18 protein-coding genes and 1 tRNA gene are annotated in these 20,239 nt (G+C 69.8%); 7 read left to right on the top strand and 12 right to left on the bottom strand.

Annotated features, from left to right (window positions below):
• Complete coding sequence (locus RR3_RS20025) at nt 1-1,032, bottom strand: patatin-like phospholipase family protein (RefSeq protein ID WP_064065713.1); 1,032 nt, start codon at nt 1,030-1,032, stop codon at nt 1-3.
• 360 nt (nt 1,033-1,392) lie between these two features.
• Here RR3_RS20025 and RR3_RS20030 point away from each other — a divergent pair, with 360 nt between their 5' ends.
• Nucleotides 1,393-1,647, top strand: coding sequence for a hypothetical protein (locus RR3_RS20030; protein WP_017679926.1), 255 nt, complete (start codon nt 1,393-1,395; stop codon nt 1,645-1,647).
• Nucleotides 1,648-1,677: 30 nt separating this feature from the next.
• Here RR3_RS20030 and dcd read toward each other — a convergent pair whose 3' ends face one another.
• On the bottom strand, nt 1,678-2,268 hold the full coding sequence (dcd, locus tag RR3_RS20035) for a dCTP deaminase (protein ID WP_003934612.1): 591 nt from the start codon (nt 2,266-2,268) through the stop codon (nt 1,678-1,680).
• A 94-nt stretch (nt 2,269-2,362) separates the two neighbouring features.
• On the opposite strand from dcd, the gene RR3_RS20040 reads away from it, so the two are divergent.
• Complete coding sequence (locus RR3_RS20040; protein WP_040270216.1) at nt 2,363-3,526, top strand: alpha/beta fold hydrolase; 1,164 nt, start codon at nt 2,363-2,365, stop codon at nt 3,524-3,526.
• A 40-nt stretch (nt 3,527-3,566) separates the two neighbouring features.
• On the opposite strand, the gene RR3_RS20045 is transcribed toward RR3_RS20040, so the two are convergent.
• Nucleotides 3,567-3,944, bottom strand: a complete 378-nt coding sequence (locus RR3_RS20045) for a MerR family transcriptional regulator (protein WP_064065712.1) — start codon at nt 3,942-3,944, stop codon at nt 3,567-3,569.
• 204 nt (nt 3,945-4,148) lie between these two features.
• Between RR3_RS20045 and RR3_RS20050 the strand changes: the two genes are divergently transcribed.
• A complete protein-coding gene (locus tag RR3_RS20050) occupies nt 4,149-5,690 on the top strand; it encodes a SulP family inorganic anion transporter (protein ID WP_064065711.1) in 1,542 nt (513 codons plus the stop codon).
• Nucleotides 5,691-5,716: 26 nt separating this feature from the next.
• On the opposite strand, the gene RR3_RS20055 is transcribed toward RR3_RS20050, so the two are convergent.
• Nucleotides 5,717-6,334 carry a TetR/AcrR family transcriptional regulator gene (locus tag RR3_RS20055; RefSeq protein WP_010596815.1) on the bottom strand — a complete coding sequence of 206 codons (618 nt, stop codon included), beginning with the start codon at nt 6,332-6,334 and terminating at the stop codon, nt 5,717-5,719.
• A 90-nt stretch (nt 6,335-6,424) separates the two neighbouring features.
• On the opposite strand from RR3_RS20055, the gene RR3_RS20060 reads away from it, so the two are divergent.
• On the top strand, nt 6,425-7,246 hold the full coding sequence (locus tag RR3_RS20060) for an oxygenase MpaB family protein (protein WP_064065710.1): 822 nt from the start codon (nt 6,425-6,427) through the stop codon (nt 7,244-7,246).
• Here RR3_RS20060 and RR3_RS20065 read toward each other — a convergent pair.
• Complete coding sequence (locus tag RR3_RS20065) at nt 7,197-8,474, bottom strand: esterase/lipase family protein (RefSeq protein WP_064065709.1); 1,278 nt, start codon at nt 8,472-8,474, stop codon at nt 7,197-7,199. The genes RR3_RS20060 and RR3_RS20065 overlap by 50 nt on opposite strands.
• Before the next feature lie 232 nt (nt 8,475-8,706).
• On the opposite strand from RR3_RS20065, the gene RR3_RS20070 reads away from it, so the two are divergent.
• A tRNA-Gly gene (locus RR3_RS20070) sits at nt 8,707-8,777 on the top strand.
• A gap of 97 nt (nt 8,778-8,874) precedes the next feature.
• Here the strand turns inward: RR3_RS20070 and RR3_RS20075 are convergent.
• The 7 genes from RR3_RS20075 to RR3_RS20105 form a co-directional block, all read right to left on the bottom strand.
• Nucleotides 8,875-9,876, bottom strand: a complete 1,002-nt coding sequence (locus RR3_RS20075) for a YeiH family protein (RefSeq protein WP_059175000.1) — start codon at nt 9,874-9,876, stop codon at nt 8,875-8,877.
• 631 nt (nt 9,877-10,507) lie between these two features.
• A complete protein-coding gene (locus RR3_RS20080; RefSeq protein ID WP_010596811.1) occupies nt 10,508-11,542 on the bottom strand; it encodes an AraC family transcriptional regulator in 1,035 nt (344 codons plus the stop codon).
• Between the two features lie 96 nt (nt 11,543-11,638).
• Nucleotides 11,639-12,463, bottom strand: a complete 825-nt coding sequence (gene phaZ, locus RR3_RS20085; protein ID WP_017679920.1) for a poly(3-hydroxyalkanoate) depolymerase — start codon at nt 12,461-12,463, stop codon at nt 11,639-11,641.
• Nucleotides 12,460-12,912, bottom strand: a complete 453-nt coding sequence (locus RR3_RS20090) for a MaoC family dehydratase (RefSeq protein WP_010596809.1) — start codon at nt 12,910-12,912, stop codon at nt 12,460-12,462. The genes phaZ and RR3_RS20090 overlap by 4 nt, the downstream gene beginning before the upstream one ends.
• Before the next feature lie 17 nt (nt 12,913-12,929).
• The gene (locus RR3_RS20095; protein WP_010596808.1) at nt 12,930-14,639 is read right to left on the bottom strand and encodes a PHA/PHB synthase family protein; all 1,710 of its coding nucleotides are present in this window, start codon (nt 14,637-14,639) and stop codon (nt 12,930-12,932) included.
• Nucleotides 14,636-16,156: a long-chain-fatty-acid--CoA ligase gene (locus RR3_RS20100; protein WP_040270209.1), complete on the bottom strand. Its 1,521-nt coding sequence runs from the start codon at nt 16,154-16,156 to the stop codon at nt 14,636-14,638. The genes RR3_RS20095 and RR3_RS20100 overlap by 4 nt, the downstream gene beginning before the upstream one ends.
• Nucleotides 16,157-16,376: 220 nt before the next feature.
• Nucleotides 16,377-17,522, bottom strand: coding sequence for an acyl-CoA dehydrogenase family protein (locus RR3_RS20105; protein ID WP_010596806.1), 1,146 nt, complete (start codon nt 17,520-17,522; stop codon nt 16,377-16,379).
• Nucleotides 17,523-18,197: 675 nt separating this feature from the next.
• Between RR3_RS20105 and RR3_RS20110 the strand changes: the two genes are divergently transcribed.
• On the top strand, nt 18,198-19,094 hold the full coding sequence (locus RR3_RS20110; protein WP_026137573.1) for a TauD/TfdA dioxygenase family protein: 897 nt from the start codon (nt 18,198-18,200) through the stop codon (nt 19,092-19,094).
• A 52-nt stretch (nt 19,095-19,146) separates the two neighbouring features.
• A complete protein-coding gene (locus RR3_RS20115) occupies nt 19,147-20,199 on the top strand; it encodes a beta-keto acid cleavage family enzyme (RefSeq protein WP_010596804.1) in 1,053 nt (350 codons plus the stop codon).
• Nucleotides 20,200-20,239 lie beyond the last annotated feature (40 nt).

The following is a 20,239-nucleotide window of genomic DNA, read 5'->3' on the forward strand; positions in this document are numbered from 1 at the left end:
TCACCATCGCTTTCCGTGGGATCGGTAGCGTTTGACGTACTCCACCCAGTTCCAGGTGGACAGGAAGCCCTGCGCCGCCTCGTACCCCTTGGCGAACTGCGCCTCGATCTCGGACTTGTCGATGTCGAAGTCCAGGACGCCGACCTCGGTGGAGTCGACGCGGATCGTGCGGGCGCTCACCCACGGCTGATTGAGATGCGCCTGGTCGCGGCCGACGAGGACGGTGGTGACGATGCCCTCGATCAGCTCCGGGGAGTCACCGAGCGCCGAGAACGGGCGCAGCAGCCGCAGCGGGGGCAGGACCTTGTCGTTGCCGGCGGGCAGGTTCGGCAACACGGTGACACCGAACGTGGGCCAGCGGGGCTGCTCGGTGTCGATCCGGTCGAGCGAGTCGATGGGGAAGTTCGACAGCAGCCCGCCGTCGACCAGCGTCGACCGCAATCCGGACGTGGCCGTGAGCGTCGCGGGCCGGAAGTAGAACGGGATCGACATGGACGCGCGCACCGCGTCGGCCACCGACTGCTCGTCCGGATCGAGGCCGTAGACCGAGCGGTAGTCCCACGGCAGCCGGACCAGCAGCCCTCGCGTGATGTCCGTGACCGTGACCACCAGCCGGTACCGTCGCTCCTCGGGGAGGTCCTTGTCGTCCGTCCGCAGATCCCCGAAGGTGCTGACGCCCAGGTCCTTCAGCGTGTCCCGGATCCAGGCGTGCGCGTAGTCGCCGCGATAGAGGCCCGATCCGCGCAGCACCCCGAACGCGGGACCGAACAGGGGAATCCGCTCGACCGGTCCCGGGTCGAGGAACTTGTCGTACTCGATTCCGAAGACGGCGTCGCGCATCTGCTCCCCCGTCCACCCGGCCTTCGATCCGGCCGCGACGACGGCGCCGACCACCGCGCCCGCCGAGGTGCCCGAGACCCGTTTGAGCCGGTAGCCGGCGTCGGCGAGCGCCACGACGGCGCCGGCGAGCCCGATGCCCTTCACCCCGCCGCCGGCGAGGACGAGGTCGGCGGGGCCCGGGTCGGCGGTCATCGCCCGCCCCCGAGGCCGCGTCCGCCGCTCGGAGCGATCCGTTCACACCCGTCCATGGCCGCCCCCTCCTGCAGCTTTCCGGGAAAGGAGTCTTGGCTCCCCGTGCTCCCACCCTATGCCGCGCACCGCGGAGCGTCGGCGGTAATCGCAGCGTGTCCCCGTTCAACCCACGATGCTGTCGAGGGCGGCGATGATGCGGGACGGCGCGTGCCGGCTCTCCGTGCGCCGGATCATCCGGATCCAGGTGGCGAGCGGTTCCTCGGGTCGCGGAATCGGGCACAGGGACGGTCGTTGCGATTGAATCGCAACCGGACGGGTACGCCTCCGGCAGCGAAGACCACGACCGGAGGAGACAAGCCCGTGAACACTCACGTCACCGCGGACACGCTGCGCACGCTGCTCGAGTCGTCGCTCGACGGTGCGACGCTGATCCTGCAGGGCGGCCGGCCGCAGGTCGTCGCCGCGGACGACCTGACCGACGAGAACCGCGCGCTGGTGATCGTCACCCGCGACGAGCTGCGCGGGCAGTTGCCGAAGGACCGGGACTACAACGACACCGATCTCGAACTCCACGCCACGACGCTCGAGGCGACCGTCGCGAATCTCGGCGGCTGACCGGGACGAGCCGGCGCCGCGGGCGCCCGGTCAGCTCGGCCGGGCGTCGGGATGTTCGCGCACGAAGTTGAGATACGCCTTCGACGGCGTCGGCCCGCGCTGGCCCTGGTACTTGGAGCCGACGGCGGCGCTGCCGTAGGGGTGCTCGGCGGGGCTGGTCAACCGGAACAGGCACAGCTGCCCGATCTTCATCCCCGGCCACAGCGTGATCGGCAGGTTGGCCACGTTGGAGAGCTCGAGGGTGATATGCCCGCTGAAACCCGGGTCGATGAATCCGGCCGTGGAATGGGTGAGCAGCCCGAGCCGGCCGAGCGACGACTTGCCCTCGAGGCGACCGGCGAGATCGTCGGGCAGGCTGCACGTCTCCATCGTCGACCCGAGCACGAACTCGCCCGGGTGCAGGACGAACGGCTCGCCCGGCGGGGCCTGCACGAGCGAGGTGAGTTCGTCCTGCCGCAGCGCGGGGTCGATGTGCGTGTAGCGGGTGTTGTTGAAGACCCGGAACAGGCTGTCGAGCCGCACGTCCACGCTCGACGGCTGCACCATCGCGACGTCGAAGGGGTCGATGCCGAGACGCCCGGAGGCGACCTCGGCGCGGATGTCGCGATCGGAGAGCAGCACGGGGTAGAGACTAACAACCCGCCCCGGGCCGCCCCGCGGCTCGCGCGCCGGGCGGGCGCCGGCGGCCGGGCGCGGCGACTAAGCTCGGCCCCACATGGTGCACGATCGGTCCCTCGCGCCGTGCCCGGTGACAGACTGGAGCAACGAGCGCCGCAAAGCGTGCCTGCGCTCCACGCGGCTCGGGCACCGCTGGCGGCGGTTCGGGCGCGTGCGCCGCGGTCTCGCGTGGCTGGCGCTGCTGACGGTCCCGGTCTCGATCCTGGGCGGGCAGTACTGGATCCACGACGTCGCCCCCGAACGCGACCGGCTGGCCCACACCCGGCCGCACCTGCATCCGATCTTCGACGCGGCGGATCCGGCCGATCGCGCCACCGCGGTGGTGAGCATGGTCGGACTCGGCAATCTCGATGCCACCGACACCGCCCGTGCTCTACCGGCGCTGGCCGCGCTCGGGCAGGTGTGGGCGGTGCAGTACGACAACACCGGCCTCGACACCGCGGTCATCAGCCGGATGATCGTCGACCACGCGGAGCAGGCCGGGGTGGAACGCGTCGTGCTGACCGGGCACAGCATGGGCGGCATCATCGCCCTCGAGGTGGCCGGCCACGTCGTCGCCGACCCGGACCTGGATCTGCTGGCGGTGATCCTGGACTGCACTCCCGTCGATCTGCACGCGGTGCGGGCCGACAAGCGCGACACCGGGGAGGATCTGCTGCGCTGGGTGGGGTGGGTGCCCGGGGCCCGTGAGAGCCGCACCCTGCGGCTGGTGGTCGAGACCGCCGCCCGCAAGGACCGCTACGTCGTTCCGCATCCGCACGGCCTCCCCACCGTCGATCCCGGCGGGCTGGTCGACGCGGTCACCGAGGTGCTCGAGGACAAGATCTTCGACCGCGACGTGGCCAGCACCGGGCTGATCGAGTCCCAGTTCGAGGCCATCGTCGCCTCGGGTGCGCTCGATGATCTGCGGGCGCTGGCGTCGCGGCGCGGGGACAGTCGCGGGCCGGCGGTGGTGTTCGTGCGTCCCGGGCGCGGCACCGACGACGACGTCGTCGACGTGGACTACAGCCAGCGGGTGCTGTTCGAGCGGGTCGGCGGTTCGAGGGGTTCGCTGCTGGTGGTCCGGTTGGCCGGCACCGGGCACGCCAACCCGATCCAGCAGCCGCAGGCCTACGACGCCGCCGTCGCCACGAAGATCGTGCCGTTCGTCGATCGGCTCGCCGAACGGGACACGCGGCCGGTGCGGGCGAGCGAGCGGTGACCGACGCCGCGGTCGACCTCCGCGCGGCGCCGACGGAGGGTCAGGCGCCGGTGGCGTGCTCGCCCAGGATGGTGGTCAGTTCCTCCGCGTACGCGAGCTGGGTGCGCAGACGGGCGCAGCTGTCCTCGGCGCGCCGGTGGAACTCCGCGAGCACGCCGCGGGCGCCGGCGGCCGCCTGTCCGGAGGGCGCGGCGTCGGCGATCCGATCGAGAGCGGCGAGCAACTCGCGCATCTCCTCGAGGGTGAAGCCGAGCGGCTTCATCCGCCGGATCACCAGCAGGCGCCGTACGTCGTCGTCGGTGTAGAGACGGAACCCGCCGGTGCTGCGGGCGGACGGGGTGACCAGGCCCACCTCGTCGTAGTGACGGATGGTCTTGATCGACAGTTCGGTGCGCGCGGCCACCTGCCCGATCTGCATATGCCCCGAATCGATGGTCACAGCCGCACCCTTTCCTCCCGGTCGTCTCCACCGTAGCGAGCGGCCCGACCCTCGATTCGAACTCTACCCTCACCGGAGGGTAGAGTTCGGCGGGTTCCGCGGACGCGACGATGCCGTCCCGCCCGCGCACGGGGGTGCCTCGCCCCCGGTTCCCCATCCCGGCGCCGGAAAGAAGACCCGACTGTGACCACTCCTGCCGGCAGCGCGCCGGCCGTTCCCGAGGCGGACGCCGACCCCGCCTTCTCGGTGCGCGGCGCCCTGCGCTCCCCGAAACGCCTGAAGACCGAGGTCCTTGCCGGACTGGTCGTCGCGCTGGCGCTGATCCCGGAGGCGATCTCGTTCTCCATCATCGCCGGGGTGGACCCGCGGGTGGGGCTGTTCGCCTCGTTCACCATGGCCGTGACCATCTCCATCGTCGGCGGCCGCCCGGCGATGATCTCCGCCGCCACCGCCGCGATCGCGCTGGTCATCGCGCCGGTGACCCGCGAGTACGGCCTCGACTACCTCGTCGCCACCGTCATCCTGGGCGGAATCTTCCAGGTGGTGCTCTCGGTGCTGGGGGTGGCCAAGCTGATGCGGTTCATCCCGCGCAGTGTCATGGTCGGCTTCGTCAACGCCCTGGCCATCTTGATCTTCACCGCGCAGTTGCCGCACCTGATCGACGTCCCGTGGCTGGTCTATCCCCTCGTCGCGGTGGGGCTGGCGGTGATGTTCCTGCTGCCGAAGCTCACCTCCGTGGTGCCGGCGCCGCTGGTGGCCATCGTGGCGCTCACCGCCGCCGTGCTCGTCTTCGGCTGGGACGTGCCGAACGTCGGCGACGAGGGTGAGCTGCCCGAGTCGCTGCCGGCGCTGTTCGTCCCCGACGTGCCGCTGACCACCGAGACCCTGTCGATCATCGCGCCCTACGCGCTGGCGATGGCGCTGGTCGGCCTGCTCGAATCGCTCATGACCGCCAAGCTCGTCGACGACATCACCGACACCCACTCGAACAAGACCCGCGAGGGCTGGGGCCAGGGGGTGGCGAACCTGGTCACCGGGTTCTTCGGCGGCATGGGCGGCTGCGCGATGATCGGCCAGACCATGATCAACGTGAAGGTCTCCGGGGCGCGCACCCGCATCTCCACCTTCCTGGCCGGGGTGTTCCTGCTGATCCTCGTCGTGGCCCTCGGCGACATCGTCGCACTGATCCCGATGGCGGCCCTGGTCGCGGTGATGATCATGGTCTCGGTCGCCACCCTCGACTGGCACAGCATTCACCCCCGCACCCTGAAACTGCTGCCGCGCAGCGAAACCCTGGTGATGCTGGTGACCGTCGTCGCGACCGTCGCGACCCACAACCTCGCGATCGGGGTGATCCTCGGGGTGGTCACCGCGATGGTGCTCTTCGCCCGCCGCGTCGCCCACATGATCAGCATCGAGAAGGTCTCCGAGGCCGACACCGACCACGACGGCACGGTCGACACCCGTGTCTACAAGGTGCACGGCGAGCTGTTCTTCGCCTCGAGCAACGACCTGATCTACCAGTTCGACTACGTCGGGGATCCGCGCAACGTCGTCATCGACCTCACCGGCGCCGACATATGGGACGCGTCCACCGTGGCCACCCTCGATGCGATCCGGCACAAGTACGCCGCGAAGGGCAAGCACGTGGAGATCGTCGGCCTCGACGGCGCCAGCCTCGACCGCCTCGACCGGCTCTCCGGCCGACTCGGCGACGGCCACTGACCGCCGCCGGGCGGACGGCGGCTGCGTCAGCGCGCCTGCGACGACATGGTGAGCAGGAAGTCGGTGCACGCGTCGATGACCTCGTCCTGGCCGAGCGGGCTGTCGCCCTCGAGCCACGCCGTGAGGACCTGGGCGAGGCCGCCGACGACGAAGTGGGCGGCGAGGTCGAGCCGGGGCGTGGAGCTCACCTCGAAGAAGTCCACCGCCTGCGCCGTCACCAGGCCCGCGAACATGCGTGACGACTCCAGTCGCCGGCTCACCAGGTGCGGATTCGCCTGGCTGACGGAGAAGACGAGTCGGCCCAGGCGCGGGTCCTCGGCGACCTCACGGACGATGTTCTCCACGCCGGCGCGGACCACCGCCCGCTCGTCGCGCGGCGCCTCCGTCACCGCGCGCAGGGTGCTCTCGGCGATGCGCTGGATGACGTGGTCGTACACGGCGACGGTGAGTTCGTCGCGGTCGGCGAAGTTCTCGTAGAAGTAGCGGGAGGCCAGGCCGGTGCGCTTGCACACGCCGCGGACGGAGAGCGTGTGGTCGCCGTCGGGTCCGCCGAGGATGTCGAGCCCGGCCTCGATGAGCTGCGCCCGTCGTTCCGCCTGCCGCTGTTCTCCCCCGCGTCCTCCGTAGAGCCGTCCTGTCACCATCGGTCCATCTTCGCAGGCGACCCCTTTACCCCGGTCATATATGTGACTACAGTCGTGTTCACATATAGGACGGACGAAGGGATCGAACTCGTGACCACCCTCGAGAAGCCTGCGGAGTTCGACGACGTCATGGACGGGCTCGGCCTCATGGCCGGCGCGGCGAACGTCATCATGCAGCTGTCCCACCCCGGCGTCGGCTACGGCGTCGTCGAAAGCCGCGTCGCCTCCGGACGGCTGTTCGACCACCCGATCAAGCGCACCCGCACGACCCTCACCTACCTGGCCGTCGCGGCCACCGGCACCGACGAGGAGAAGAAGCTCTACCGCAAGGCCGTCAACACCGCCCACCGGCACGTCCGCTCCACCGAGACCAGCCCGGTCGAGTACAACGCGTTCGACCCCGACCTGCAGCTGTGGGTGGCCGCGTGCATCTACCGCGGATTCGAGGACGTGCACAACGCGCTCTACGGGCCGATCCCCGCCGAGGCCGTCGACTGGTACTACCGCAAGGGCGCCGCGTTCGGCACCACCCTGCAGGTGAAGCCTGATATGTGGCCCGCGGACCGCGAGGCGTTCGAGAAGTACTGGAACGACGCGCTCGCCCAGGTCGACATCGACGACGTCGTGCGCGAGCACCTCTACGCCATTGCCACCATGCGCTTCCTGCCCCGCCCGGTGTCGCTGCTGTTCGGCCGGCTCAACCTGTTCCTCACCACGGGCTTCCTGCCCCCGATGCTCCGCGACCGGATGCGGCTGCCGTGGAGCCCGCGCGACCAGCGCCGCTTCGACCGGCTCACGCGCACCCTCGGGGCGGTCAACTCGCGGATTCCGGTGGCGCTGCGGGAAGCGCCCTACCGGCTGCTCATGGCCGATCTGCGCCGGCGGATCCGGACGGGTCGTCCCCTGGTCTAGGCGCTCCGGGACCGGTGCGCAGCCACCTCAGCAACTGCCGGTAGACCTCGTCGTCGTTGAGCAGCGTCAGATGGTGCGCCGGCGCCCGGTGCATCCCGTCCTCCGTGCGGAAGCCGATGCGCCGGGTCCGGCCGTTCCCCGACGCGCTCGGCACGAGGACGAGTCCGTCCCCGAGCAACCGGCCCAGCGGATGCGTGGGACTGCGAGTCAGGGTCGCCGACACGAAGCAGTGCATCGCCCCGTCGAGCAGCGGCACCTCCCGGCACACGGCGCGCCGCAGGTCGTCCGCGTCGCGACCGGACCAGTCCTCGTCCACCACCGCGCCCCGGTTCAGGTCGCGGATGCCGGCGCTGCGCCGTCGCAGCAGCGTCCCGAACGGCTTCGACTCCGGGATCGCGACGAGCGCCGCGCTCGCATAGTGCACCGCCTGCTCGAGCGGCGCCCCCAGATGCGGGGACCCGAGCGAAACCACATGGCGCACACGGCGAGACCACGCCTTCTCGGTGCCGTAGAAGCAGGCGCTGCGCGCGACGAGTCCTCCCATCGAATGACCGACGAGGGCGATCTGCTCGACCTCGCGCGGCCACGCCCGCACGAGCGCGTCGAGCAGCTCCGACAGCTCGCGCCCATTGACGGAGATGTGCCGGCCGGTGTTGTAGCGCACGAACACCGACGTGCAGCCGAGATCGTCGACGAGCCGTTCGCCGTAGGTTCGGCGGCCGCCGAACCGCCACGTCGCCTCGGTCTCCATCAGCCCGTGCACGAACACCACCACGCGGTTCGTCGCGTGCGGGAGCGCGCGAGCGAGGGCGTCGGCCGTGAGCGGCACGGCCCGGCCGTCCACCCGCACCGACACGGGCAGCGCCAGCGGTGATCCCTCCGACTCGAGGACGTCCCCGATGAGGCCGTCGACCGCGGCGATCGCCATCGCGCCGCGAACGGTCTCCGACGGCGCCCGGTCCCCGGCGGACTCCGCGAGCCCGAACTCGGCCAGTGCCGCCGTCGCCGACGCGGCCTCCCGGATCACGGAATAGACCCCGTCGGTGATCGCGTCGTGCGCGGCCTTGACCGCCAGCGCCGGCGTCCCGACCCCCAGCGCGACCGCCCCGAACACCCGGTCCGCGATGCGGCGGTGCACCGCCTGCACGCCGCCGGTCGCCGCGCCCACCTCGTCGAGCAGCAGCCGAGCCAGCTCGGACGCCTCGGACCGCCCCGCCGTGGCCTTCATGCCTTCAGTGTGCGGGAACGGCGCGTCGCTGTCGTCTTGTCCGAGCATCTTGTCCGAGCGGGAGGATCTCGCGACGAACGGGCGGTTCCGGACGTCGCCACTCGGCGTTTGCCGCAGCCACGCCCCGTTCGACGCAGGAACGTCCCGGTCGGTGTGACAACGGCCGCGCGGAGTCTGCTACAGTGTGCGACGAGCTTGGGACGACGCCGAGAAATCGGCAAAAGCCCAGCGTGCCGATGTAGTTCAATGGTAGAACATCAGCTTCCCAAGCTGAATACGCGGGTTCGATTCCCGTCATCGGCTCTCCCGAAGGGCCCCGGCCGGCGCACCGCGCAGCCGGGGCCCTTCGCCGTCGGTCCGACTCGGCGCGCCGACTCGGGCCCGCGGGACGATGCACGGCTCAGCCGACCAGCAGAACTCCGGTGAGCGCGATCGTGACGACGATGACCGTGGAGGCGGCGGCGAGAGCGAAAGGTCGCCATCCGATACCACGCAACACGGACAGCCGGACCCCGGTACCGAGGGCGAACATCGCGGCGGTGAGCAGCGCGGTCTGGGTCACTCGCGCGGCGTCGAGCCACGCCGGTCCGAGAACGCCGGTGGCCCGCAACGCCACGCAGGCGAGGAATCCGATCAGGAACAGCGGCACCAGGGGCGGCCGCCTCGTCTGTGTGAGAGTGGCGGCGCGGCGTCGTGACGCCACCCCGATCCATGCGACCACCGGCGCCAGCAGCGCCACCCGGGCCAGCTTGACCGTCACCGCAACGGCCAGGGCGCCGCCGCCCACCGCCGCGGCCGACGACCCCGCGTCGAGCGCGCCGCCGGCAGCGACCACCTGCGCCACCTCGTGGATCGCGGCGCCGGCCCACATCCCTGCCTGGGCCGAGTCCAGGCCCAGGGCGGCCGCAGCCGCGGGCAGAGCCGGAATCATCACGGTGCCGAAGACGACGACCAGCGCGACCGTGGTCACCAGTTCCCGTTTGCGTGCGTTCACCACGCCGTCGACCGCAGCCGCGGCGGCGGCACCGCAGATCGAGAAACTGCACGCGATCAGCAGCCGTTGCGTCCAGCCGATCCCGAGCATCCTCCCGAGCACCATCGACCCGGCGATGCCGAGGCCGACCACGGCAGCGACCACCGCGAGCGTCCCCCATCCCAGCGCCAGCACGTTCGGCAGCAGCAATTGCAGACCGAGCAGCGCGACTCCGATGCGGAGCAGTCGCCGCGACGCGACGGTCACACCCGGTTCGAAGACCGCCGGCAGGGTCCTCACATTCGCGACCACTGCGCCGAGCAGGATCGCGATCAGCAGCGGACTGATCCCGCCGAACACGCGTGCCGCGACAACGGCCACTGCCGCCGCCGCGGCAGACAACACCAATCCGGGTAGCGATGCACGCACGCGCTCGAGCGAGACGTGCCGCGTGACTCCCGTACCACGGCCGCCGTTGCGTCCCCGGTCCCCCGGCTGGGCAACCTCGTCCGCGACCGGTCGCGTGTCCGGCCCGGCCGACCTGTCGTGTTCGGGATCTGTGCGGTCGGTCTCCGCGGCTGCGGTAGCACCCTGCACGCTGCACACTCTCTTTCTTCCACGTGTCGGCACGAGGACCCGGCCCGGCCGAGATATTCGGGCCTGTGGCCGGTTCGGACGTCGCCGTGATCGAGCGGGCCACGGTCGAGCGGCCCCGCCGAGGGATCCCCCTACGGGACCCCGAATGCGACGTACCTCACAGTATCCGGATCCGGCACGGCATACTTTTCCCAGCGGGACACGGTGTATTCGATACGGGACGCACCGAAGCGCAATTCTCGAACCCCCGACTACCGAGCCACGTCGATCGACGACGTGACACACCGCCCGGGGAGTCGGTGTGATGCCGGGAGGCGACCCGGATCAGCGTGGGGACTCGTCGCCGGGACGGGCGAAAACACGCCGGGGCCGACTCACGATTCGGGCCGGGTCGCCATGGCGCCGTTGCCGGACCGAAATGCCTTGGCAAGACACGCACAACCGTCGGTCCGGAAGCTCCCGCTCATACCGGCACGTCCCCGGCTCCGACGCCGGCATCGGTCCGGTGCTCGGCACGCCACTGTCGCGGACTGCAACCGAATTCGTTGCTGAACCAGCGGGAGAAGTTGCTCGGGGAGGAGAAGCCGAGCAGGTCGGCAACTTCGGTGAGCGAGTAGCGCCGACCGGCAACGAGGTGTTCGGCCAGGTCCACGCGGGTGGCATTGAGCACCGCGGTGTAGTTCTGCCCGGCCTCGGCGAGGTGACGGTGCACGGTGCGCCGGTCCACCCCGAGGCTGCGGGCGACCTGCTCGACCGAGCATCGCCCGGTGGGCAGCAGCAGTTCGATCAGCTCGCGCACCCGAGTGACGAGCATCGCGTCGGGCCGGGTGTCGAGGCTGTCGAGGTACTGGCGGGCATACGGACCGATCGAGGGACCCGACATGGCATTGGGAGCGTCGAGATCGCTTGTGTAGAGGACGATTCCGGTGAACTCCTGGTCGAACTTGACCATGGGCCCGAACACGTCGAGGTGGGTGCTGATGTCCTCGGGGGCGAGGTGGGTGAAGCAGACCGCCAATGGCCGCCAGCGGCCACCGCGGAAATCGCGCAACAGCCCGTGCAGGACCCCCATCACCAGTTCCATGGCCTGCCGGGTGTCGGCAGGTTCACCCAACTCGAGCGTCACCCGGATGGTCGCCACGTCCTCGGCCTCGACCAACCGCATCCGCAGGGCCTCGTTGTACATGTGCTGATAGCGCATCAGGAACTTCAGCGCGCTGCGGACGTCGGGTTCCTCCCGGAGGACCAGACTCACCGGGCCGAGGCTGGCGAAGCGCCGTCGCTCGACGAGCCGCAGCCCGAAGTCGGGGCAGCGGGCGGCGGCCGCCGAACGTTCCAGCAGGCGCGCGATCGCGACGGCAGGGATCCACCGGTCCGGCAGACCCAAACCCGTGGGATCGAGCCCGACGCTGCGCAGCAACGGCGTGGGGTCCATTCCGAGCGAGGCGCACAGGTCGGCATACCCGGTGATGGCGGCGTAGCGGGCCAACGGCTTCATGTCCGACCCCACATCCCGTCCCAGAGGGAACAACCCAGGTCACCTCAAGATACGCTCGCCCCGGCACGGGCGGGCGGGGGCATGCCTCGGTGATCGTCACGGCCGTCGTCCGGCTTCGTGGAGAAAGGCCTCGATCACCGGGGCGAGCCCGTCCGCGTCGGTGATCAGTTCGATGTGCCCGCCGTCGTGCCGGTGCAGGGTGGCGTGCGGCAGCAGTCGGTGCAGGATGTGGGCGTTGGCGATCGGGACGATGGGATCGTCGGTGCCGGCGACGATCAGGGTGGGCTGGCGGATGGCGGGAAGCAGCGGCAGGCTGGTCCACACGGCACCGGCCAGCAGCTGATGCAGGTAGCCGATCGCCGATCCGGCGTGGGTCTGGGCGCCGAAGAGGGCGGCGATGTCGTGGCTGCGGTCTGCCGCGGTACCGCCGTAGATCCGGCCGGCGATCGCCGCCGCACGCCCGGGGTCGGTGAACCGGCGACCGGTGACCATCTTGGCGAGCACCCGGGGGTGCCCGGGCACCATGAGCGCCCCGGTGGCAGTGGCGACGAGCACGAGTCGCCGACACCGGCGCGGGTTCTGGAACGCGAACTGCTGGGCCAGCGCCCCGCCCCAGGACAAGCCGAGCACGTCCACCGTGCCGATACCGAGCCGGTCGAGCACCCGCCCCAGGAGCCGTGCAAGGTAGCCGAACCCGTAGGGCGCGAGCGCGGGCGGCGACCCCCCGGCGCCGGGGACGTCGAACCGGACGATCGTGGTGGCCGGATCGAGGGCGGCGACGAAGGGGTCGAGCACCTCGAACCCGGCGCCGATCCCGTTGCACAGCACCAGCGGCACTCCGAACCCGTGCCGGACCTGGACCCGGATGCGTTGCCGGCCCACGAGGATCTCGTGCCGCGTGGTACGAGCGCCGCCGGTCATCGGTAGACGATGACGACCTCGGCCACGCACACCGGCCGCACCCCGCCCCGGATCTCGTAGGTGAGCGTGAACACCGCCTCGATGCCGGCTGGCTTCTCCACCGCGGCGGTGAGGGTGACCGTGGCGCGCAGTTCCGATGCGACCGGCACCGGCGCAGGAAACCGGACCTTGTTCGTCCCGTAGTTCACTGCCATACCGAGGTCGTCGAAGACCAGTACCTCGGCGAGCACGATCGGCGTCAGCGACAGGGTGAGGTAGCCGTGAGCAATGGTGGTGCCGAACGGTCCGGCCGCGGCCAACTCGGGCTCGGTGTGGATCCACTGGTGATCACCGGTGGCGTCGGCGAACCGGCCCACCTGTTCCTGGGTGATCTCGCGCCAGTCGGTGCGGCCGAGTTCGCGCCCGACCAGATCGAGCAGCGCGCGCGGGTTGTCGAGTGTGGTGGTCATGATGTCGTCTCCTGGGGTCAGCTGTGGTGAACGTAGGTGCCCGGTGCGGCGTCGAGCGGGGAGTGGGCGGCACCGCCGACGGTGGTGGGGGCAGGAACGGTGGGGCCGCTGCGCGCAGCGAGCCAGGCGGTGTAGTCGGGCCACCACGAGTCTCGGGTGACCTCCGCGCGGTCGAGCCACTGCTCCGGGGTGTCCGCGTCGACGGTCCCGACCCGGAAGGACGCCTTGGGGTTTCCAGGGGGGTTGACCAGCGCGGCGACGTGCCCGCTGGTGGAGAGCACGAACCGGGTGTCGGCACCGCCCAGCAGGGCGGCGCTGCGGTAGCAGCCTTGCCACGGCGAGATGTGGTCGGCGATCCCGCCGATCACGTACGCGTCGGCGGTGACCGCGCCGAGATCGATCGGGGTACCCGACAGCTCCATCGTGCCGGGGGCGGCCAGCGCGTTGGTGACGCCGATGCGGACCAGGTCGCGGTGCAGGCCGGCGGCCATGCGGGTGGTGTCGGCGTTCCAGTGCAGCACGTCGAACGGCGCGGGCGGGCGGCCCTGCAGGTAATTGTTGACCCAGTAGCGCCACACCAGGTCGGTCGGGCGCAGCCAGGCGAACACCTCGGCCAGCTCGTCCCCGTCCAGGTAGCCCCTCGACTGCGAGCGTTCGATCGCAGTCGCGGCGGTGCGTTCGTCGAGGGCGGCGGCGGCGAACCCGGCCCGCGCCTGGTCGAGCACGGTCACCGCCAGGGTCAGCCCGGCAACCCGGTCGCCGTGTCCGGTAGCGGCCAGGTACGCGGCGGTCGTCGCGGCCAGGATCCCGCCCGAACAGCTGCCTTGCAGGTGCGTGCGGCCGGTCCCGGTGATCGCCTGGACGGCGTCCATCGCATCGACGATCGCCGTGACGTACGTGTCGAGGCCCCAGTCCCGGTGTTCGGCATGGGGGTTGCGCCAGGAGATGGTGAACACCTGCTGGCCCTGGGCGACGAAGTACTCGATCATGCTGCGGCCTGGGGCGATGTCGGTGATGTAGTACTTGTTGATCACCGGGGGCACCATCAACAGCGGCACCTCGTGCACGGTGTCGGTGTGCGGCGCATACTGGATCAGCTCGAGTACCGGGGTTCGCAGCACCACCGCCCCGGGTGTCACCGCGACGGTCTCGCCGAGGGTGTAGGCACCGGGTTCGACCATGGCGGGCACCCGCGGCTTGGTGGCCATGTCGCAGGCGAATGCACGCGCCCCGCGCAGCGCGGACAGTCCGCCGGTGTCGATGAGCGCCTTCCATCCGAGCGGGTTGAGTACCGGATTGTTGCTCGGCGCGAGACCCTCGACGAGGTTGTCGAGCACGAACCGCATCCGTTCGGTGTCGCGCCAGTCCAGGCCGGCGTCGGCGAGCAGGGCATAGGCGGTGTCGGCGGTGGCGAGGTAGGCCTGCATGCTGCGACGCAACCACGGGTTGTGCTGCCATGCCGGGTCGGCGAATCGCTTGTCGCCCTTGGCGGGTGCGCGGTCGGCGCGGCCGGCGGCGACGGCGGCGAGTTCCCTGGCCAGGGTTCCGCCGCGGTGCGCGAGCGTGCCGGGGCGCGCGGCCAGTCCGCCCGCGAGCCGGGCCCAGCCTCGATCGGGCAGCATCCGGCGGGCCAGGCCGCGGGCCGAGCCGGCCAGCAGCAGGTCCACCGGCGCGGCGGGTTCGTCGGAACGGTGCACGGGCTCGGTGGTGGTGACGGTGGTGGTCATGCTCGGTTGCTGCTGCTTTCGAATGTGGGGATGGTGATGTCGCGACGCAGGATCTTGCCGGTGGGGCCCTGGGGCAGGGAGTCGAGGATCCAGACGTGGCGCGGATACTTGTAGGCGGCGACGCGCTGTCTGACGAATTTCACGATCTCGACGGGGTCGGCGCTCATGCCGACTCTGAGCGTGACCGCGGCGCCGATCTCCTCGCCGAGGGTGTCGTGCGGGATGCCGACCACCGCGGCCGCCGCCACGGCAGGATGCTCGTAGACAACCTCCTCGATCTCGCGGGGGTAGACGTTGAACCCACCGCGGATGATCAGGTCCTTCTTTCGGTCCACGATGTAGAAGTAGCCGTCGGTGTCCATGCGGCCGATGTCGCCGGTGGCGAACCAACCGGCCGCGTCGATCGCGGCCGCGGTCGCCTCGGGCAGGTTCCAGTAGCCCTTCATCACGTTCGGTCCCGCGATCTGGATCTCGCCGGGTCGGTCGGCCGGTACCTCGACACCGGAGCCGTCCACCACGCGCATCCGCACCCCCTCGATCGGGGTGCCGATCGAGCCCGTCTTGCGGACGCGGTCCGGGTGATTGAACGAGGCGACCGGCGAGGTTTCCGACAACCCGTACCCTTCCAGGATCACCGCGTCGAAGGTCCGCTCGAAGTCCTCGAGAACCGCCACCGGCAACGATGCACCGCCGGACACGCACACTCGCAGGCTCGCCGTCGCCGCCGCGTCGAATTCCTCTGCGACACCCAGCATCGCGGCGTACATCGTCGGCACGCCCTCGAACACGGTGACCCGGTCGCGGGCGATCACCTCGAGCGCGGTCCGTGGGTCGAAGCGCGGCACCAGGGTGAGCATGGCGCCCACGAGGACCGAGGCGTTGAGCCCGCACGTGAGTCCGAAGACGTGGAACAGCGGCAGTGCGCCCATCACCACGTCGTCGGCTCCGACCTGGATCAGGGTGCGGGCGGTCACCTCGGCATTGCCGGCCAGTCCGGCGTGGGTGAGTTCGGCGCCCTTGGGCTTGCCGGTGGTACCCGAGGTGTGCAGGATCACCGCGGTGTCCTCACCCGCCCGCGGCACCGGGGCGGCCTGCGCCGGCAGGTCGGCGATCAGCCGGGCGAGGGCGTCGTCGTCCACCAGCCACAACCGGGCGTCGGCCACATCGGCCGCAGCGCGGGCCTCCTCGGCGAACACCGGGGTCGCGAACAGCGCCGCCGCGGCGGTGTTCGTCAGGAAGAACTCGATCTCGCGGGCCTTCAGCAGCGGGTTCATCGGCACCGCGACCGCCCCGCGGCGCAGAATGCCGTAGAACACGATCGCGAACGCCGCGGTGTTGGGCAGCATCACCGCGACCCGGTCACCGGGTGCGATCCCCGCCCGTGCGAGCAGGGTTGCCACCCGCGCCGCGGCCGCGTCGAACTCCGCGAACGACAGCGTGTCCTCGCCGCACCGCAGGGCGGTCTTGTCGGGGTAGTTGCGCGCCGACACAACGAGATTGGTACTGAGGTTGGTCATGTAGTGGGTCTCCGGTGTGGTTCGAGAAAGGGGTCGTGGTCAATGGTCGTATCCGAGCCGGCGCGGGGCCGAGGGGGCACGCACAGCGCCGGAGCCCAGCGGATGGAGCCGAGCACCCAGGCCAGCCACGCGATGCGTGCGCCGGCGTCGAGCCGGGTGGGCCTCGGACGAGCGAGCCATTCGGTGGATTCGGCCGGGTGAGTGGTCGGCGCGGTGATGCTCACAGTCCGAGGTCCCGTCCGATGATCTCCTTCATGATCTCGTTGGACCCGGCCCAGATCTTGGTCACCCGCGCGTCCTTCCATGCCCGCGCAACCCGGTATTCGTTCATGAACCCGTAGCCGCCGTGCAGTTGCACGCAACTGTCGAGTATCTGGTTCTGCACCTGCGAGCTCCACCACTTGGCCTTCGCGGCGTCCACCGCGCTCAGCCGGCCTTCGGTATGCGCCTGCACGCACCGATCGACGAATGCCTGCGCCACCTCGAGCGTGGTGACCAGTTCGGCGAAGAGGAACTTGTTGTACTGGAACGAACCGATCGCCTGGCCGAACGCCCTGCGCTCCCGGGCATAGTCCAGAGTCTCGCCCAGGATCGCCTCGGCGTGCGCGAGATTCGACACCGCCGCGCAGATCCGCTCCTGCGGCAGCATTCGCATCATGTGCGCGAACCCGCTGTCGACCTCGCCGATCACGTTCGCCGCGGGGACCCGGACGTCGGTGAAGAACAGCTCGGCGGTGTCGGACTCCGGTTGACCGACCTTGTCCAGCTTGCGGCCCCGTTCGAAGCCCGCCATGCCGGTCTCGACTGCGAACAGGGTGATGCCCTTGGCCTTCTTCTCCGGGCTCGTCTTTGCTGCCACGATCACCAGGTCGGCGTGGTAACCGTTGGTGATGAACGTCTTGGAACCGTTGAGGATCCAGTCGTCCCCATCGCGTCGGGCCGTGGTCTTCAGCCCGGCCAGGTCCGATCCCGCGGCCGGTTCGGTCATCGCGATCGCCGTGACCAGCTCCCCGGTGCAGAATCCTGGCAGCCACCGCTGCTTCTGTTCCTCGGTGGTCAGCTCCACCAGATACGGCGCCACGATGTCGTAGTGGATTCCGAAACTCGACGCGATCGCCGCACTCACCCGCGAGAGTTCCTCCCCTACCACCGCGTTGAACCGGTAGTCCCCCGCCGCGCTGCCTCCGTACTGTTCGGGTACCTCCAAACCGAGTAGGCCGAGCTTGCCTGCCTCGATCCAGATCTCGCGGTCGATGAACCGCTGCTCGATGATCCGCTCGTGCTCCGGAATCAGGTGGCGTTGCGTGAAATCACGGACCGTGTCACGAAAGGCGAGGTGGTCGGCGGCGTAGATGGTCCTGGTCATCGGTCTTCCTGGTGGGGTGGCGATGGTGGCGTCCGAGTACTCCGGGCAGGTGGCTGCGCCTGCCGGCTGCAGCGACGATCTCGGAGCTGGTGATGTGGCCCGTCGAGTGCGGGATTCGATCGAGAACCCATGCGGGTCTTCGGGTTGCGACTCCACAGTAGTGGAACCGCACTTCCCGCACTTATCCCTTCGGGTCGGCAAACTGTTCAAATCGGGACAGGAGCGTACCTGCGCCGATGGCATTGCCTGCCGCACGAATCCGACGAGCACCCCGCCGGCACGGGCGCCCGGTCGACGCGATCGTCCGACACCGTTCCGCCCCGCGCCGTCCACACCGCCCCGGAGGCGACGTCGCCATCTCAAGCCCGTCGATCGGACCGGATCCGGCTACAGCGTCTCGAAGTGAATAGTTGATGTCCCACCAGGAAAAGTAATACCGAGAACGGGCACGTAGTGTTAGGTCCATCACAAGAGGAGCAGGTCGGTGACCGACCCCACATCCCGAACCGACACAACCGAACGAACGTGAAAACTGTTGTACACCCAGTTATTTCGAGTTGACGTCAGGACGCGTGGGGCCCGGGACCGACGAGGGAGATCCGCGGGCGAACATCGTTCGTTTCCGCGAGCCACCCGACACCGTACTCCACCCCAATTCATCTAGGAGACAACGAAATGTCTGTCACGAGCGAGACGCCCCGGCGGGCACGAACGGTGATCCCTTTCCGGGTCGAGCCGTTGACCGCCACGATCGGCGCGGAGCTGTTCGACGTGAACCTGGGCGAGGTGTCCCGCGACGACGCGCTGTTCGCCGAGCTGCGGGCACTGCTGCTCGAGCACAAGGTGCTGTTCCTGCGCGGGCAGGACATCACCCGCGCCGAGCACGTCGCCCTGGCCGAGCGGTTCGGTCCGCTCGAGGATCACCCGGTGGCCGGCAGCGACCCCGACCATCCCGGCCTGGTGCGGATCTACAAGGACCTCGGCAGCCCGCCCGAGCACTACGAGAACGCCTACCACTGCGACGCCACGTGGCGGGCGAACCCTCCGATGGGTTCGGTGCTGCGCGCGGTGGAGATCCCGCCGGTCGGCGGCGACACCATCTGGGTGAACATGGCGCAGGCCTACACGCGGCTGCCGCAGTCGGTGAAGGAGCGGATCGAGGGACTGCGCGCCCGGCACAGCATCGAGGCCAGCTTCGGTGCGAACATGCCCGTCGAGGCACGCCACGCCCTCCACCGGCGGTTCCCCGACGCCGAGCACCCGGTGGTGCGCACGCACCCGGAAACCGGCGAGAAGATCCTGTTCGTCAACGCCTTCACGACGCACATCGTCAACTACCACACCCCCGACAATGTGCGCTTCGGGATCGACTACGCCCCCGGCGCCGGGGATCTGCTGCGCTACCTGATCAGCCAGGCCACGATCCCGGAATACCAGGTGCGGTGGCGCTGGACGAAGAACAGCGTCGCCATCTGGGACAACCGATCCACGCAACACTATGCGGTGCAGGACTATTGGCCCGCCGTCCGCAGGATGGAACGCGCCGGCATCGTCGGCGACCCCACCTTCTGAACCGCCCTCTCACCCTCCCCACTCTCACGACAACTCCGATCGGAGCATCACCATGCACTTCCACGACGACGCCCTGTTCCCCGAGAACCAGGAGAAGCTGGTCATCACCGTCGCCCCCTACGGCCCCGAGTGGGACATCGACGACTTCGCCGAGGATCTGCCACTGACCATGGACGAGCACGTGCAGAAGGCGGTGGACTGCTACGACGCCGGAGCCACCGTGCTGCACATCCACGTCCGTGAACTGGACGGCAAGGGCTCCAAGCGGCTCTCGAAGTTCAACGAACTGCTGGCACGGCTGCGCGAGGCGGTGCCCGAGATGATCCTGCAGGTCGGCGGCTCGATCTCGTTCGCCCCCGAAGGCGAGGGCGCGGACGCGAAGTGGCTCTCCGACGACGCCCGCCACATGCTCGCCGAACTCGACCCCAAGCCCGACCAGGTCACCATCGCGATCAACACAAACCAGATGAACATCGTCGAGCTGATGACCGCCGACGACATCGCCGGCACCTCCTTCGAGCGCCCCGAGGTGTACGAGGCCTACCGCGAGATGACCGTCCCGGCCGGGCCGGGCTGGGTCGAGGAGCACCTGCGCCGGCTGCAGGCCAACGGCATCCAGCCGCACTTCCAGCTCGCCGACATCGCCCAGCTCGAAACCGTCGAGCGGTTGATCCGCCGCGGCGTCTACACCGGCCCGCTGATGGTGACCTGGGTCGGTATCGGCGGCGGTTTCGACGGCCCCAATCCGTACAACATGATGGAGTTCGTCCGCCGCACCCCCGACGGCGCGGTGCTCACCCTGGAAACCCTGATGCGCAGCGTGCTGCCGGTCAACACCATGGCCATCGCAATGGGTCTGCACGCCCGCTGCGGCACCGAGGACACCCTGTGGGGCCGCAAGGGCGAGAAGATGACTTCCGTCGCCCAGGTCGAACAGCTCGTCCGCATCGCGAACGAACTCGGTCGTGAGGTCGCCACCGGCAAGGAGGCCCGCGAGATCTACCGCCTCGACGAGCACTACACCGACGCCGACGAGACCCTCGCCAGGATCGGCTTTGCGCCCAACCGCCGCCCCGGTCAGCGCGGCTTCACCCAGCACGCCTGACGCGGTATCCGCGTGACCGGTGGGCGCGACACCACAACCC

The organism is Rhodococcus ruber NBRC 15591 (assembly GCF_001894945.1).
Lineage (GTDB): Bacteria > Actinomycetota > Actinomycetes > Mycobacteriales > Mycobacteriaceae > Rhodococcus > Rhodococcus ruber.

What these genes read in the sequence shown, in the direction of transcription:
- RR3_RS20025 (WP_064065713.1), bottom strand. Translation starts at nt 1,032, where the DNA reads ATGACCGCCGACCCGGGCCCCGCCGACCTCGTCCTCGCCGGCGGCGGG.
- RR3_RS20040 (WP_040270216.1), top strand. Translation starts at nt 2,363, where the DNA reads ATGGTGCACGATCGGTCCCTCGCGCCGTGCCCGGTGACAGACTGGAGC.
- RR3_RS20045 (WP_064065712.1), bottom strand. Translation starts at nt 3,944, where the DNA reads ATGCAGATCGGGCAGGTGGCCGCGCGCACCGAACTGTCGATCAAGACC.
- RR3_RS20055 (WP_010596815.1), bottom strand. Translation starts at nt 6,334, where the DNA reads ATGGTGACAGGACGGCTCTACGGAGGACGCGGGGGAGAACAGCGGCAG.
- RR3_RS20065 (WP_064065709.1), bottom strand. Translation starts at nt 8,474, where the DNA reads ATGAAGGCCACGGCGGGGCGGTCCGAGGCGTCCGAGCTGGCTCGGCTG.
- RR3_RS20080 (WP_010596811.1), bottom strand. Translation starts at nt 11,542, where the DNA reads ATGAAGCCGTTGGCCCGCTACGCCGCCATCACCGGGTATGCCGACCTG.
- phaZ (WP_017679920.1), bottom strand. Translation starts at nt 12,463, where the DNA reads ATGACCGGCGGCGCTCGTACCACGCGGCACGAGATCCTCGTGGGCCGG.
- RR3_RS20090 (WP_010596809.1), bottom strand. Translation starts at nt 12,912, where the DNA reads ATGACCACCACACTCGACAACCCGCGCGCGCTGCTCGATCTGGTCGGG.
- RR3_RS20095 (WP_010596808.1), bottom strand. Translation starts at nt 14,639, where the DNA reads ATGACCACCACCGTCACCACCACCGAGCCCGTGCACCGTTCCGACGAA.
- RR3_RS20100 (WP_040270209.1), bottom strand. Translation starts at nt 16,156, where the DNA reads ATGACCAACCTCAGTACCAATCTCGTTGTGTCGGCGCGCAACTACCCC.
- RR3_RS20105 (WP_010596806.1), bottom strand. Translation starts at nt 17,522, where the DNA reads ATGACCAGGACCATCTACGCCGCCGACCACCTCGCCTTTCGTGACACG.
- RR3_RS20110 (WP_026137573.1), top strand. Translation starts at nt 18,198, where the DNA reads ATGTCTGTCACGAGCGAGACGCCCCGGCGGGCACGAACGGTGATCCCT.
- RR3_RS20115 (WP_010596804.1), top strand. Translation starts at nt 19,147, where the DNA reads ATGCACTTCCACGACGACGCCCTGTTCCCCGAGAACCAGGAGAAGCTG.